This is a genomic window from Paenibacillus sp. FW104-T2 (genome assembly GCF_058789975.1).
In genome coordinates, this window is record NZ_JBYTCE010000011.1 from 1 (window position 1) to 16,661 (window position 16,661).

Sequence of the window (16,661 nt, forward strand, 5' to 3'; positions counted from 1 at the left end):
TCTCCGAGGAGATGACAGGCTCTTGCTAAATGATTCTATATAATAGCGATTAGAAGCTTGCTGCTACTTCAGCTGCCAATTTCAGGCCAGCATCCACGATCTCTTGGGAACGATCAGGTGAAGCATTGTGACCTTCAACGATAACGAGCTCAGGGTTTTGGATACCCCAGAAGTTCAGTACGTTTGTTACATATTTTACGGACATTTCAGCAGATGCCATTGGCTCAACGGAGTAAACGCCGCCACGTGCATTCAGCAATGCCACTTTTTTGTCGCCAACCAAACCTACAGGGCCTTCAGCTGTGTATTTGAACATTTTGCCAGCTTGGCTCAGGTAGGAAATGTAGTTTACCAGTGGAGCAGGAACAGTGAAGTTCCACAGTGGGAATGCAAATACTACTTTGTCAGCTGCCAGGAATTGATCTTGCAATTGTGCTGCGAGTGCAGCAGCTTGCTGCTCTTCAGCAGTTGCTTCGATACCGTTAGCTGCTTTATATCCACCTGTAATTACAGTGTTACCGTAGTAAGGGATATCTGTATTGTAGAGATCCAGCTCAGTGATGGTGTCACCTGGGTGGGATTCTTTGTATGCGCTCAAAAATGCATCGTACAATTTTACGCTGACTGCTTGATCCGCAGGACGGTCGTTTGCTTTTACAAATAGAATATTGGACATGTTCGTTCCCCCGTTAATTAAAATATATGAGTGTTTCTCCTGAAATCGCGTTGAGTACAACATATATAAAGAAAACAACAACTCATTAATACATATTATATATAAAAATGTTAGTGGATGCAATAACGTAATTACTTTGGGTTATGAACTCTTTTTATTTGTTCTTCAAAATTTCATATATTTACTTAGGAATCGCAGTTCTCACTTTCTTATGAAGAAAGCCGCTCTCGCTCTCTTAATCATTCTGCTAATTGCGAGCAGTGAATTCTGAGATAGCTTCACTGATCAGGTTCATGCCCAGCAGCAGCTCGTCGCGTCCAGGATGACTAAAATTCAATCGAATGTGACGGTAATCCTGGACACCCGTGGAGCAGAGAGAACCTGGCAGAAAGGACACACCTTTGGAAAGTGCCACTTTGAGCAATGCTCCGCTATCCAGCCCCTCGGGGAGTTGAACCCACAGGTACATGCCCCCTTTGGGGATGGTATATTGAACCCCTTTCCAGCCAGGCCTTTTGAGCAACTCAAGCATCAGCTTCAGTCTGATTTTGTACTCCCGGTTTAGCATGGAGAGATGGTCACTCCATTTAAATGGAGACTGGGCGAGCAGCTGGTATAATAACCGCTGATTCATTGGACTGGATTGCCCGTCTGCAATCCGTTTGACTGAAGCCATGGCTTGTATCAAGGCAGGATGTCCTGCTGCCCAGCCCGTGCGCAGTGCAGGTGCAACCGTTTTGCTGAACGAACCAATATACAGTACATGCCCGCCTTGATCAGCAGTATCGAGCGCAAATAACGAAGGAAACCTGCGATAGAAGTCTGCCGTCTCCAGACCGTCGAAGTGAAGCTCTCCATACGAGTCATCCTCAACAAGCAAAACCCCGTAACGAGAGCACAGATCAAGCACAGCCTCTCTCCGTTCCATGGACCATAGCACGCCCGTCGGATTCGAGAAGCTTGGCGCAGCAAAAAGCAGCTTCGGTCTAAGCTGCTGCATGTGGTGCTCCAATAGATCTGGCAATATGCCGTCTGAATCGCCAAGGACAGGCACAATTTTGGCCCCTTGCATTTCCAGAACTTCAAGACACCCCGGAGAAGTAGGGTGTTCTACCAATACGGAATCCCCTGGCTCCAGCAGCAGACGCATCACCAAATCAATTGCCTGCTGGGTTCCTGTGGTCAATAAAATCTGCTCTGGCACTGTACGTATGTCTTTTCGGATATTCCAGTCCGTGTCCAGCCACTCTCTCAGAGGTCTGTAGCCTGCTGGCTCACCATACTGAAGAGCAGATGGCCCAGAACTGAATACAGATACGGCCGCTTCTTCCAGCAGCTTGAACGGAAATAATTCCTCTGCAGGTAACTCTTCGGCCAGAGAAATGAAATAATCCCGGCCAGACATCTCACGAATATCCCGGAGTGGTGAAGACAACAGCCTGTTTGTACGGGAGGCGAAGAAATATTTCATCGGTCCGTTCCCCTTTCATCAATTCCGAACTGTGCTCGCAGTCCACAGCCACTTCAACCTATTCCTGCTGATCGCCGAATATGACGATGGGACCTGCCTCCTGATTCACATCCTGTACCTTTATAAATGAAGAATGGTTATCAGGATAGCGTCTTGGCCTGTCTCGCATATAAGGCATAGCGTTCAATAGCTTGTGCGCGACTGCTTACATCCAACTTCACATAGATTTTGCGCAGATAGTTATCAATGGAACGTCGGCTGACGTTAATCTCACTGGCTATTTTATCATAGGTTACGCCCTGAACAATTCTTTCCATGATAAAAGTTTCGGTTTCTGTCAGTTCCACCAGAAATTCTTCTCCCGGAGAGTCAGACGGCTGAGCCCATTCAGTGCTTGTAAGCCAGGAGATCGGAATGGATACGCAACCCTCCCGCAACCCGGAAATAAGGTGAATCAGCTGGCTAGGGGAAGCCTGTTTCGACAGCATGCCGCTTGCACCAAGACCCATAAGATGACGAAACAACTTCACATTGTCTTCATCTGTCAAAATAATAACATGACTATGCACGGATGCATTCTTCATCTGAGTTATATATGGATCTGCTTGCCCTTCAGGAAGCCGATAATCCATCAAAATGAGATCGGGTTGATGGATCTTCACCAATTCTAGTCCTTCTGTACCTGTTGAGGTCATTCCCCGTACAAGTAAATCCTGCTGCTCTTCCAAAATCAATTTGGTACCCAGCATGCTGGTGGGGTGGATATCTACGATGACCACCTGCCATACTTTTTTCATGATTGTTCCCCCTGGTTATGTATTGGACAAATACTTTTCTACTTTTTTTGCCTTGATTCTATCACCATACTTGCGACAGTCCACGTATAGAAGAAGCAAAGTCGAATAATGTCGAAATATGATGAATAAATGGATGAACAGCCATACAGCTGCTTTATTTCACCAAAACTGCATCATGACATTGCAATATATATGCCTCACTCATGCAAAATATAGTATAATTTTCCTGCATCTCTAGCTAAAAAGGTCGAAAATCCTGCCCAAAGTTCCTACTTATTGCATCTATAAGAAATTGTATCCTAGGACTTCCATCCGATGCAATCTCTTTTTATCCTATTACTTAAAGAATTTCATTTTTGCGTAATCAATAGTGGCATGTTAGAATGAGGATTGGTATTTTTTAAACTATTTATAACCAGGAGTGATGATATGAAACCTTCTGATCAACCTTCTGACATCCATCACACCCGGAGCGCCAAAGGCAAGGCCGGATCTTCAGTCAAGCTTTTTCTGGTCATGTGGATTGTTCTCATTGCACTGGGAGTTTTGGGAACCTACTACTATAGTAACCATCTTCAGAAGCAGATGCTTAGTCAGATTCAGGCCCATAATCAGCAGCAGATTGCCGCGCTAAAAGCAGACTACGAAAATCAGCTAACAACGATATCGAAGGAAGTAGCCGACCTGCAGGGACAAGTTCAATCCTTCAATGAGCTGCTGACGTTTACTAAGGATAATGCAAGCGACAAAACGGATAACAGCAATAAGTTGTACACCCAGCTGAGCGAAGTCAAAAAGCAACTGGAAACCCTCCAGAAAAAGATGGACCTGCTCAAATGATTACACCCGTAAAACAGGTTAATCGTTTTTTTATGCTTGCACTTGCTCCTTTTATTGGATTGATCATCTGTTTGCTGCTGCTTCGCCCCCCGCTTGAACCCGGGGATTTGATTCATTCCGGACTGTCAGAGGAAACGATTACTCCCCAGACCCAGGCTATACGCCAGGAGCTTACTGGGGCCAAGGAAGCTGCCGTTCAAACTTCTTCTTCTATTAAAAGAACGACAGAGCTGTATAATCGTACGACCAGTACGATGTCTACCATTGTACAATCCGCGTCGGTACAATCCGCACGTCCGGAAACGATATACAACCAGCGTATTTCGTCCAAGCTTGGCGTTCCCATTGAACGGGTAAACAGTGACCGGCTTACGATTGAACTCTATCGAGTAAATCCTGGCACGTACAAGGGTTACGCGATGAAAGTTAAACTGAAGGACCCTACAGCCATGAAAATGGCTATGAGCAGTGAACCAGGAAAAGCCGAGACAACCATGCAGGCCGTTAAGCGAAATGGTGCGATCGCCGGAATCAATGCAGGCGGATTCGCAGATAGCGGTGGCAAACGATACCCGCTCAGCACAACGGTCATGGACGGTAAATATGTGAACGGCTTCCAAGCCAGTTTCAAGGATCTGTTTTTTGTAGGACTTAACGATACGGGCAAACTGGTAGGCGGCAAATTTTTTGATAAAAACTCACTGGACCGCCTTAAACCACAGTTCGGCGCAACTTTTGTACCTGTCCTGCTTCAGAACGGCAAGAAAACAGCCATTCCTGCCAAGTGGAAGGTGTCGCCCAAGAGGGCTCCGCGTACCGTAATTGGCAATTACAAGGATGATCAGCTGCTTATTATCGTCGTGGATGGATATAACGAAAGCGGAAGCTCTGGTGCGACTCTTGAGGAGCTTCAGGGTCGATTATACAAACTGGGCGTAGTGGATGCCTACAATCTGGATGGCGGCGGCTCCTCCTCGCTAATCCTGAACAATCGGGTTGTGAACAATCCATCAGACGGCAATCTCAGACCTGTGCCTACTCACTTTTTATTTTACAAATGATCCTGTATAGGCATTCCTTTTCTTCCCTTATTGGTTATAATAGAAGAAAGTGCTAAATGTACAGGAGGTGGCAAGTGTATGTCGTTCTCATTGACATTCTGGATTATTGCAATTGTACTTGCATTGTTCATGACAGGCATTTTCACTGCAGCCTACAACAACGACAAAACCAAGGGCCTTTAATGGTCAAGCCTCTCCTTGTGAGAGGCTTTTTTATTGTGTTCCTATACCAAGAGACAAGGCTTAAAAGAATGCTGTAATTCTTCTAAGCCTTGTCTCTCGGGGTACAGCATCGACATCGTTGAAGCTATTGCTGATGATACATTTTATGGGCTCGTCCTCTCGCATCAAGAGTTAACCACCCGTTCATGGCGAATAGGCAATGGGATCTCTTGTGGAACCTGTCTGCAAACTGAACCGCCCTCCACCAATGTAACGTAGATTCGTTCATGATCTACCGGTTCTCCGGCAATAATTTTGATTAACTGCTCCGCTGCAAGGGAACCCCACTTCCTTTTGGAATAATCAATGGTGACCAGCCTTGGTTGAACATATTTGCTCAGTTCAATGTTGTCAAAACCGATTACATCAATATCCCGGCCAATCTGCAGCTCACTTTCGGCCAAGCGATTACACAGACCAATGGCCATCTCGTCATTGAGACAGAATACTGCAGCCGGTCTCGTATACTCTTGAATAATGAACTCAGCAGCCTGCTCTCCGCCACTTTTCTCAAAATCTCCCACAATCTCGATCCATTCCACATTTGCTTCCCGCTCGGTCACTTGTCTTACCGCTTTCATCCGCTGTGCCGAGTCAAATGAACCCTCCGGACCGGTTACGACATATATCTTCGTATGTCCTTGCTCAATCAGATGTTCCATAGCCAGTGTAGCTCCTGCCTTGTTATCCAGCAGTACCTGATTGATATTCGGATGATGAAGCTCCCGGTCAAGAACGACAATTTTATGTCCCCGATCGGCATATTGCAGCAGCTCCTCGCTGGCAAACGTATGATCGAGTATAACGGCTCCATCAATCATTCGCTCCGGAAGCATTCGGTGGGACTGCTTGCCACTGCAGACAATCAAGTCATAACCCTGAGCGTTGCAAACTGTTTTCATGCCACTAAGCAAATCCCCGTATACATCCCCGCTAAAGTCTGTCAGAAATACACCGAGAATTTTGGATTCCCTTTTCTTCAACGTTCGTGCGGCAGCGTTCGGAACATAGTTCAGCTCTTTGGCAATGGCCAAAATTTTGGAGCTGGTCTCATCTGTCACTTTATTGCTGCCATTCAGCGCATAAGACACGGTGGAGATCGAAACCCCCGCCTTTTTGGCGATATCCTTGATACTGACCACAATCTTCGCTCCCCTGTTATGTTCATCAGGCCCTCCGGGCTGGAGGACCTGACTTCTTGAATAGTTGGTAAACGGACTAACCCTTATCTGATGACACTCCGGTTACAGAATCTTCTTTCGATCGCTGTTACCCCAGAGGTCCTCTGCCATTTTTAGCTGTAAATCTCGATCACATTACCTTCGGCCAGACCTTGTTCAAGGGTTGTACGTGAAATACGCAGTCCCCCTTGACGATAAGGCTGCCGCAGTCTCGTCGAATCCAGTTCCTTGCCGTTCAACAGCACACGTTGTACCGGTTCTCCGCCAAGATGATAAACAAAGGTCACGTTCTTTCCGTTATATTGGAAATCAAAGTGCAGGCCATCCAGACTTGCCGGAAGGATGGGATCAATTACGAGATCCTCTTCCTCTTGACGAATGCCCAGTGCGTTCGAGATCAGTTGGTTCATGTAAATCCCTGGTCCGCTGGAATAGATTCTCCAGCCGCCTTTTACCTGGACATCACCGGTGCGAAGCTTATCGAACTGCTCCTGTGCATCGTAGCGGTTGTTAAATTTACCATCAGAACTGCTGAAGTAAGCATTGCTCTGGCGGAGATCCGCATTAGGCACGACTTGCTGAATACCCACAGGGTTGATGATGCCAAGGCCGTTCCATACTTCCTCGGGATTACCAAGTTTCGCCATGGCTTCAATGTAGCGAATATGTGCATGCACATATTGCAGACCAACTTCACGACCGAAGTTGGACGCCTGTTCTGCACGTTTGAAATGTGTGCTTACCCCTCCATCGTATTGGGCTGGACGGTTCATAAGCCGCACGCCGTCCGGGCAGAACAATTTTTCCTTAATCAAACGATAGTGGGACGCCGCCTGTTCGGGCTCCAGAAGCTCGGCAATCATGCTGCGTGTCATTGGCAACAGACGGTACTGAATGCCAGTCTCGCTGTCATCCGGATGCAGCATCCGCTTGGCTTGCTCTGGATCTTCCATATATACGAAACCAGGAATAACGTCGGTATCCAGCATATATTTGTTGAAGTCCTTTTTAACTCCTGCAGCCATGCTGCTTAATTCTGCCGCTAGTTCCAGCTTCACAGGCTCAAGTGCTCTGGATAGCTGACTCAGTGTTTGATACGTAAGGGCAACGGTCCAGCTGCTGACCATATACTGTTTCAGTTGGGCATTTGCAGGTTGAAGTGTATCATCCCAGTCTCCATCACCATACGAGGAAAGGAATGTATCGTGCAGGAAGTGGCTGCGGATATATTCGAGCTCTTTCTGCGCATGCTCCAGCACTGATGCTTTCTCTTCACTAAAATGGAAACCATGTTTAACGGTGTAAGGAACCTCTTCATCCAGAATGGAGTAATCCTTGGTCGCAATCAGGTAGTCACTCAGTACTTTAAGCGGCCATACAATGATGTCTCCATGGCTCTCTTCCTGCTGAATTTTGAAATAACGGTCAAACATGAACCATTGCGGCCAGTTGCCGTCATCCTCATACTGATGCGAATACACCATTTTCAAAATATCGCGGACCTGTTCATATTTCTGCGTAGCCATAAAGTATTCGACAGGCCCCTGACATACATCCCGTGTTCCCCAAGCTGCGCCGCCATATTGCTCCAAACCGTGCGGAACGGAGTAATGGACCAGCATATTATGGGTATACCACCATGCAAGCGCATTGACCTTGAACAACTCTTCTGCGTTTGGCTTCCCAGGACGCGACAGATGGAACCCGTTCATGACTTCCGCATAAAATGCACGATATGCATTAACTTCCTCCTCGAAGCTGCGTGTGGACAACACCACACTGTCTCCTTCAAGCAGGCCTTGAATGGTCATTGTCCATTCAGCCGTACTCCCCAGCTGCAAGGTGAAAATAGATCCGTCACCCGAATTTACACCACTCGCCAGTCGGGTCTCGTCGCCTACTTTCATTCCCGCTCCGCTCACCGACATGCGATATTCCAGATTCGGGTATTCCTTGGCGCTGAGGCTGTCCGTATTCGCCTTAATGCGAAGTTCACCGTTCTGTTCGGTGACACGGGCAGGCAATTCGTATTCATTCACATTCATGGTGATCTGATTAGTGATCAGGTAGCGATAAGCGATTCCTTTTTCCGATTTCACATGCAAACGTATTTCAGGAGTATCCAGTGTTGTATAGTTCGTGACAATCAGCGTGTCCTGATCCGTTTTGTAATACCAACGCACATAGTTGAAGCCCATCTCGAAGAGAGACGGCATGGTGAGCAGATGGAAGACTCCGCCCATTTCCACGTAGATCCGCTGACCGGAGGATTTCGCGATATTCAGCGCACTGCGGGCATTGCTCATCATTTTGTTAAAGTTCGTATTGCCCACAACGATGTGTGAGTTAAAAATACCGTACATATAGGAAGTCGTCGTAATCACATTCTCGCCCAGTTTCACATTGTTTCCACTCATCAGAATATGACCGTGCGGACGCTCCACGCGCATTTCCTTTTCCTTGAGGACGATATGCTCATAAGTGTCTGTGAAAAAAGCCAACAGTTCGCCATCGGCACGTTCTTCCTGTTGTCTGGTTGAAGCCGGGAAAAGAGCATTCACTTCGTCATAAGACATAGCCAAAGTACGAAGCGGCTCACCCAGAGTCGGGTTCAGGGAGACTTTAGGCAAAGCGTTGGCAGAGCTAGCTGCAACAGCTGCGTTCCCTGTGCTTTTCGCTTCATATTCGTTCCAGGCCTGTTCCACAACATCCTTATATTCCAGTTCCTTAATGGCTGCCGCATGATTCGCCTGGAACAGGCCGTAGAATACAAAGCGGGCTTCGCCATTCAAAACCACGGTTTCTGACTGAAGGGCTGTATATGCAAATTCATATTGATATACTTCATTCGCCAGCGACGGTTTAAGCAGGCTTTCAGGAATGTTCGTTTCCTTGTAGCTCAAGCCAAAGAATTGGAATCCATCGGTTGAATACCCCGTAGCACGAGTTAGAGATCCCTGCTGCACATAAGGAAATACCCCGCCCTGGGGTTGATTTTGCCTGGATGCTACGACATAACCCCATTTGTCATCCTCGAAGACTGTATGATCGATATATTGCGAAAGATAGGCTTCATTGCTTCGTACCGCTCCGGGGTCAGCTATGCCAATGTCTTGGCCGTAGATGACATCCACTTTTTCCCCGTGGCCGTTAACCTTCACATCCCAGAACCAGACTCCCCGAGCTGTCGGTGCAAAAACAACCTGATAAGTCACACCTTCCGCATTTCCCGCCCACACCAAGCGGTCTCCGTCTTGATGAGTCTGGCTCTCGGAATGGATGCCGAGCATGGGAACATAACGAATACTGGATTCGTCATGAAAACGCAAATAGAGATTATTCATGGCCCCGTCCACCGGGCTTGTCATTAATTGATTGATCATGGCCTGTCCACTTACAGCCTGGAACAGATCACCGCTCTCCCAGAATGTGAAGTTCAGCTCGCCGGCTTGAATGTTGATTTGCGATCTAGTCATCGTATTCATGTATCTATTCATATCCTCCTATCCTGCCTTCTTCCCCTGCCAAGCAGCCTTGAAGAAGGCAGTGCAGCTTCACTGCATTTTTATGCTAAAATCCAATCACTCACTTGCGGTAACTTGCATTCATTACACCAACTTGAATGTGCTTTCCAGGGTATCGCGGCTGTTAGGGCCGACAAAAATCTGGAATTTGCCTTTGTCACTGCGGTAAGTCAGATCGGAATGATGATAGCGAAGTTTTTCCTCACTTAACGAAAATGTAGCCGTACCGCTCTCGCCTGGCTCGAGTGCAAGCTTCGTATACCCCTTCAGCTCACGCATCGGTCGTACGACCTCACCGGTTACGTCACGCACATAGAGTTGAACTGTCTCCACACCTGCGCGCTGTCCGGTATTCGTTACACGAACCTGGATGCTGATCGTTTGATCGGCAGTCATCTCCTGGCTAGAGACTTCCAAATCACCGTATTCAAACGTGGTGTATGACAAGCCATAACCAAACGGAAGGAGTGGATCGTTCGGGCTATCTATATACTTTGAAACATAACGTTCTTCCGTTTTCTCCGGGTTCAGAGGGCGTCCTGTGTTGAAATGGTTATAATACACCGGGATCTGACCGACGGACTGCGGGAACGACATCGTCAAACGTGCAGATGGATTCACTACGCCTGTGAGAACATCAGCAATGGCTGCTCCGCCTTCACTGCCCGGGAACCACGCTTCAAGTACGGCATCCGATTCTTCAAACACACCATGCAGATCCAAAGGACGACCATTAAAAATCACGCTAACTATCGGTTTGCCTGTCGCCTTCAACTGTTTGATGAGTTCAAGCTGAGCTGCTGGCAGACGAATATCGGTACGCGAACCACCTTCACCGCTCATTTCCGAATCTTCACCCAGAGCCAGAACGATAAGGTCAGCCTTATTCGCCGTTTCCATGGCTTCAGTGATTTGTTCCGAGGTGATCGTGTGAACGCCACTTCCTTGGGCCATGTGAACCTGTCCATGCTGCAGACGCTCCTGCAGTGCCGTTCCCAGCTTGACAGCATCCGCCTTCACGCCTTCACAAGACCACCAGCCGAGAATGTCTTCACTCTGGGCAAAAGGCCCAATCAATGCGACATTCGCTTCCGGCTGAAGCGGAAGTACGCTGTTATCATTTTTCAGCAAAACAGCCGATTTGGTTGCCAGCTCGTAGGAAACCTGACGATGTTCCTTCGAGAATACAATCTCGCGCTCGCGTTCCGGGTCAGCGGCACGAAGTGGATTGTCGAACAATCCCAGTTTTTCTTTTAGCTGCAGAATACGGAATACAGCTTCATCGATAAGCTTCTCTTCCACTTCACCGCTCTGGATCAGCTCAGGCAGATGATTAACATAACAAGGGGTCATCATCTCGATATCCACGCCTGCGCGAATGGCACGGTATGCCGCTTCGCGATCATCTTCAGCTGCACCATGTGCAATCATCTCGCGGATGGAAGCCCAATCCGAAATCAATACACCATCGAAGCCCCACTCATCACGTAAAATGTCACGCATCAACTTTTCATTGCCGCTCGCTGGGATGCCATCTACTGTATTGAACGAAGCCATCACCATTTCGACGCCTGCATCCAGAGCAGCTTTGTATGCTGGCAAATAATACTCACGCAGATTGCGCTCGGACATATCTACGGTGTTATAGTCACGTCCGCCTTCAGCAGCACCATACGCTGCAAAGTGTTTGACGCAAGCAGCGAGACGATCTGGCTCATCTTTCAAATTGTCTCCCTGATACCCACGTACAAAAGCCGCTGAGAACAGGCTGTTGAGGTACGGATCTTCGCCTGTCGTCTCCATCACGCGGCCCCAGCGCGGGTCACGAACCAGATCCACCATTGGAGAAAATGTCACATGCAAACCGGATACTGCGGATTCGCGTGCAGCAATCTCTGCACTTTTCTCAGCCAAGTCCGTATCCCATGAACACCCAATCGCCAGTGGAATCGGGAAAATCGTTTTAAAACCATGCACGACATCCGCCATAAACAACAGTGGAATACCGAGACGGCTTTTTTTCAAATAGGCTTGCTGTACATCAATAATGGCCTGTGCGCCTGACAAGCCCAGGATAGAGCCACTGGCAACGACAGATTGCTCTGTAATCCCCATTTCTTCCATCGGTCCAGTAATCTGGCCTTGGGCATCCGTCCCTTCGTAAAAATTGGCGGTCAATTGAAGAAGCTGAGCTGTTTTTTCCTCCAGCGTCATCTGTTTGACCAGGTCAAGCAACTGCTCATTATTCATATCTGTTATCCTCCACTGCATGTTGTTGAAATAAAGAACCCGGCTGCGTTCGGGGAGAGACCGCGCACCGGGTTCAGAATGGTGGGCTGACAGAATCGTCCTGTCATGTCCCATCTTGTTAACTACTGAATGATTACTTGAATTCGCTGTTCAGTTCATCCAGGTAAGGTTGAACCAGGGACATCTTGCTGTTCACCCATTCTTTCCAGTTAGCTTCCAGATCTCCACTTTTGAGGATCAGGTTGGCATATTCGTTCTGGTAATCGAATGAAGCTTGACTCTTAGCTTTGGAATCGTACAGGTTGACATCCCAGTCGTATGTTGCGAGCGATTGACCTTCTGTACCGAGTTTTGCTTTTTCCTCGAACAGTTTTACGGCTCTATCACGGTAATCCTTTTTAATAGCAGGGTTTACAACACTGAAGTCGTCACCCAGGAGATACAGACCTTCGAAGCGTGCTGGGTATTTGTCTTCCAGAACTGTTCCTTCTGGCAACAAGCTAACCAGTTCGTTGTTCTCATCATATTTCCAGTCCGTTCCTTCGAAGCCCATGTTAATAAGCAGCTGTCCTTCTTTTGTCGCGGAGTAGTCGATCAGATCCATAATTCGTTCAAATTTCTCATCACTGATCTCAGGGTTGAAAATCAGCGCGGACCAGAAGTTTGCTTGCTCCAAGTTGCGATATTTCCCGTCATCTCCAAGAACGATTGCAGTGTGTACCAGCTCATCACTATCTACACCCAGGTTCTTTCTCATATCGGTGTCCAAACCTTGTCTGTATGAAGCCAATCCACCCAGACTTGTAACTGCAGCAGTACCTGTTACTTTAAAGTTGTTTTGACCTTCATTGTTTTTCCATGTGTAGAACTCTGGATTGAGCAGTCCATCCTTATAGGCTTTTTGCATCAATTTCAGTCCTGTCAGCGTCTCAGGATCGGCTGGTCCCCAGTGGAACTGACCATCTTCACCTTTATAGAACGGAGCATCCGTCATGGCATGCACACTGTTCGGCATAATCATGTTTGTCATAGCGTCTGCAGCATTGTAGGACAGAGGTACAAGTTTGCTGCCTACTTTGCCTGGATCTTTTTCTTTCACAAGCGCAGCATATTCATTAATTTCAGATGTTGTATATGCATCTTTCAACTCGAAACCAACCGCTTCAGCCCAGTCCTTACGGAGAGCAATAACCCCGATTTGGTTTGTAAGTGGATCAGCAGGTTTGTTCTCATAATAAATTGGTCTAGGCAAGAGATACGTTCCGCCAGTCAGTTCTTCCAATTTATCTCCGAGTCCTGTCAAGTTGTAAGCTGCTGCCACGTTCGGCCAGCGTTCCTTCCAGTCATTCGGGAATTTGTAGAAGAGTCCTTGATCAATATTGTTCAAGGCATCACCGTGAACATAGTTCCATACGGATACATCCGGCAAATCTCCTGAGTTGATCCACAGGCGAAGTTTCTCGCCCCATGAATCCCAGTCAATATAGTTGTAGTCCCAAGTTACATTGAACTTGTCTGTCCAGAATTTATGGAACTCATTATCCATGTTCCCGTTTTTTACTTCCGTAAGGTTAGCTACAGAGATGGTCAGGTTATCTGTATAATTTCCCTCTGCATCCTTCTCGTTGCTACCTTCCGAACTACTACTGGAACAAGCTGTCACCACCAACATCAACATACAGAGCGTGATGGCAAAAATGGATCTAACAGACAACTTTTTGTTCGTCTTCATGCTTTTACCCCCATGTTTTTTAGTAGAATTTTAAGTCAAAATCCTATACGTATAATCAGGTCTTGATAGCCCCTGTTAATACCCCTTTGGCAAAGTGCTTTTGCAGCATTGGGAAGAAACACATAATTGGCACCATAGTGACAAATACCGCAGCCATTTTCATCCCCATTGAGAAATTGCTGACTTGCGTTGCATCCACGCTGGAAGCATTGGAGGCATTGGTTTGTGATGTAGATATAATCGTCCTAAGTACATTTTGCAGTGGTAACTGATCTGCCTTTCGCAGGAAGATCATCGCATCGTACCAGCTGTTCCAATATGCCACACCGTAGAACAGTGTGATGGTAGCAATGATTGGTGTGGCCAGCGGAAGAACGACGTTGAACAGGATTCTCCACTCCCCTGCACCATCCAGTCGCGCAGATTCCATTAGCGATTCCGGCAAAGTGTAGAAGTAGTTCATCATCAGGATCATGTTAAATGCACTGAAGCTTCCCGCCAGAATAACGGACCATAGCGATCCCGTCAGATGAAGTGATTTCATGATCAGGTAGAGTGGTACGATACCACCATTGAAGATCATGGTGAACAGCACTAGGAAAAAGATAAATTTCTTAAATGGAAAGTTGCTGCGACTTAGTCCATACGCCATGCTTGTTGTCAGGAACATACTGAGAGGCAAGCCAATCACCAGCAGGATCAGTGTATTTTTATACCCCGAAAGGATAGTCCCGTCCGCAAACAGTGCTTTATAGGAATCCAAAGTGAACTCTTTAGGAAACATCAATAATGGATTGTCGGCATATTCTTTTTGTGTTGCAAACGAGATCATGATGACATTCCAGAACGGAATCAGAATCATCAGGGCAAGCACAAGTAAGATGGCGAAGATAACGTAATCCAGAAGCGTCATTCGTTCTGTACCAATCTTCGACTTTTTGTTAGCTTTCTTGCTCATTTCATTTTTCCTCCTTTCTTATCGGAACAATCCATCTCCGCCAAGCAGCTTCGCAAATCTGTCAGCAAGAAGCAGCAAGATCATATTCACAAGGGAACGGAACAAGCTGACCGCTGTCGAGAACGAGAAGTCGGTTGATGATTGGAACGTAATCCGATAAATATATACATCGAGTACTTCCGATACATTTTTGGTTGCGGCATTTGCCAAGTTGAAGATCTGATCGAAACCGGATGACATCAATCCACCGACAGACAGGATAAACATAACGGTGATGGTCGGCAGGATGTTCGGCAGCGTAATCCGGAACATTTGCTGCAACCGTGAAGCTCCGTCGATCTGTGCAGATTCGTATTGATCCTGATCGATACCCGAGATCGCAGCGAGGAAGATGATGGCACTCCATCCGCTTGATTTCCAGATATCTGTTAATAGAAGCATCGGTACAAAGTTGGATTCGGAACCCAGGAAGTTAATCGTTGGCAATCCAAGCAATGCTAGCGTGCTATTCACCAATCCGTCATACGCCAATACGTTGATGACAACCCCGGATACGATAATCCATGAAAGGAAGTGAGGGAACGTAAGAATCGTTTGGAACCACTTTTTCCCTCTGCGCATACGCAGTTCGTTCAGTAACAGAGCCAATATAATCGGGAATGGGAATTGGATAATCAGCTTCAAAATGTTGATATACAATGTCCGCCATACCGCGTCGATAAACGTTGGATCCCGGAAAACGTATTTGAAGTTCTCAAATCCGCTCCATGGGCTTCCCCAGATTCCCAGGTTCGCTTTGTAATCCTTAAATGCCAGAGACAGACCGCCCATTGGCATATAAGCAAACAGGATGAGCCAGACAAGCCCCGGAATTAGCAGGGTGTACGTCATTCTGTGCTTCCAGATTTCACTCCAGAGCGAATTCCCTTTCAAGTTTCCCTTCAGCTTTTTGCTAGGTCCTTCGGCTGCAGGTTTCAATTTGCATCTCCTCACTCTACTTTGGTCTTGTCGTTATACAGAAAATCAAACATGGTTCTCAGGTGATGCTCCCAAAATCTCCATTCATGAGCTCCCGGAGATTCTACGTACCGGAAATGATACGCAGTTCCCTGCATGTACTCGGCAAATCTGCGGTTCATTTCAATAAATGGATCACTTTCACCGCAGCAGCTAAGCACATCCGGTAAAGGCCTGCCCTCTTGCAGCAATTTGTCTGACAGTGCGTAGATGTCCTGGTCGGGCTTTACCTGTAACCGTTCTCCAAAAACCGCTTTCATTTCCTTGATCATACCGGGTGGCATATTGGGATCATGAAGCCTTGTCTGAATGTCGGTTACTCCGGATAAAGAAACCACCTTGCGATAACGTTCGGGATAAGTCAGTGCACATTTCAGAGCACCATATCCACCCATGGACAATCCCGCAATGTAAGTCTTCTCGGGATCCGTGTTCAGGTTGAGCTGACGTCTGCAAAACTCAGGCAACTCCTGAGTAATGTAATGGAAGTAATTCAGGCCGTATTCCATATCAGTGTAGTAGCTTCGGTTTGCCTCTGGCATAATGATGGTACAGCCATATTGTGCAGCGTACATTTCAATTGTAGTCAATCGTTGCCATGTACTCGCATTATCGCCTGCCCCATGCAGCAGATATAGCGTACCGCCTGAAGTCTCTCCGGAGTCACTGGACACTACATGTATGCTTGTGTTCATGCATAATGTAGGCGATCCGGTTTCGATCGTAATGTGTGCCATATGCAACCCCTTTCATCATCAGCTGTTGCCTGTACTCTCTCTACTCTCGCTTTTCTGCTACGACTTTTTGCCGTTCCCCCATTACCCTACTAGTTATCGAAACGATTTTCTCGAATCGTTTCAAAACATAGCTAACGTTGATTCACATGGACTTAAAAACAGCACTTTTTACTTGGAAGCGATTTCTTCGAATCG

At 47.0% G+C, this 16,661-nt stretch carries 12 protein-coding genes; 2 read left to right on the forward strand and 10 right to left on the reverse strand.

Annotated elements, in window-relative coordinates:
* Positions 1-49 precede the first annotated feature (49 nt).
* The 3 genes from AC3WQ3_RS15195 to AC3WQ3_RS15205 form a co-directional block, all read right to left on the reverse strand.
* Entirely contained in the window at positions 50-739 is a 690-nt protein-coding gene (locus tag AC3WQ3_RS15195; RefSeq protein WP_371859981.1) for an FMN-dependent NADH-azoreductase, read from the reverse strand.
* Between the two features lie 184 nt (positions 740-923).
* On the reverse strand, positions 924-2,147 hold the full coding sequence (locus AC3WQ3_RS15200; RefSeq protein WP_336779384.1) for an aminotransferase-like domain-containing protein: 1,224 nt from the start codon (positions 2,145-2,147) through the stop codon (positions 924-926).
* Positions 2,148-2,287: 140 nt separating this feature from the next.
* The gene (locus AC3WQ3_RS15205) at positions 2,288-2,944 is read right to left on the reverse strand and encodes a response regulator transcription factor (RefSeq protein WP_095359066.1); all 657 of its coding nucleotides are present in this window, start codon (positions 2,942-2,944) and stop codon (positions 2,288-2,290) included.
* 429 nt (positions 2,945-3,373) lie between these two features.
* Here AC3WQ3_RS15205 and AC3WQ3_RS15210 point away from each other — a divergent pair, with 429 nt between their 5' ends.
* Together AC3WQ3_RS15210 and AC3WQ3_RS15215 are read left to right on the forward strand one after the other, a co-directional pair.
* Positions 3,374-3,784, forward strand: coding sequence for a hypothetical protein (locus AC3WQ3_RS15210; protein WP_492472676.1), 411 nt, complete (start codon positions 3,374-3,376; stop codon positions 3,782-3,784).
* Positions 3,781-4,845, forward strand: coding sequence for a phosphodiester glycosidase family protein (locus AC3WQ3_RS15215; RefSeq protein WP_492472677.1), 1,065 nt, complete (start codon positions 3,781-3,783; stop codon positions 4,843-4,845). Before AC3WQ3_RS15210 ends, AC3WQ3_RS15215 begins: the two co-directional genes overlap by 4 nt.
* Positions 4,846-5,192: 347 nt before the next feature.
* Here AC3WQ3_RS15215 and AC3WQ3_RS15220 read toward each other — a convergent pair whose 3' ends face one another.
* From AC3WQ3_RS15220 to AC3WQ3_RS15250, 7 genes are all read right to left on the reverse strand, one after another.
* The gene (locus AC3WQ3_RS15220; RefSeq protein ID WP_154895917.1) at positions 5,193-6,209 is read right to left on the reverse strand and encodes a substrate-binding domain-containing protein; all 1,017 of its coding nucleotides are present in this window, start codon (positions 6,207-6,209) and stop codon (positions 5,193-5,195) included.
* A 152-nt stretch (positions 6,210-6,361) separates the two neighbouring features.
* A complete protein-coding gene (locus AC3WQ3_RS15225; RefSeq protein ID WP_492472678.1) occupies positions 6,362-9,733 on the reverse strand; it encodes a GH36-type glycosyl hydrolase domain-containing protein in 3,372 nt (1,123 codons plus the stop codon).
* Between the two features lie 123 nt (positions 9,734-9,856).
* Positions 9,857-12,022, reverse strand: a complete 2,166-nt coding sequence (bglX, locus tag AC3WQ3_RS15230) for a beta-glucosidase BglX (RefSeq protein ID WP_492472679.1) — start codon at positions 12,020-12,022, stop codon at positions 9,857-9,859.
* A gap of 133 nt (positions 12,023-12,155) precedes the next feature.
* A complete protein-coding gene (locus AC3WQ3_RS15235) occupies positions 12,156-13,754 on the reverse strand; it encodes a type 2 periplasmic-binding domain-containing protein (RefSeq protein WP_492472680.1) in 1,599 nt (532 codons plus the stop codon).
* Positions 13,755-13,809: 55 nt separating this feature from the next.
* Positions 13,810-14,712, reverse strand: a complete 903-nt coding sequence (locus AC3WQ3_RS15240; protein ID WP_095288264.1) for a carbohydrate ABC transporter permease — start codon at positions 14,710-14,712, stop codon at positions 13,810-13,812.
* 18 nt (positions 14,713-14,730) lie between these two features.
* A complete protein-coding gene (locus tag AC3WQ3_RS15245) occupies positions 14,731-15,690 on the reverse strand; it encodes an ABC transporter permease (protein WP_127539451.1) in 960 nt (319 codons plus the stop codon).
* An 11-nt stretch (positions 15,691-15,701) separates the two neighbouring features.
* Complete coding sequence (locus AC3WQ3_RS15250) at positions 15,702-16,466, reverse strand: alpha/beta hydrolase (RefSeq protein WP_154895914.1); 765 nt, start codon at positions 16,464-16,466, stop codon at positions 15,702-15,704.
* Positions 16,467-16,661 lie beyond the last annotated feature (195 nt).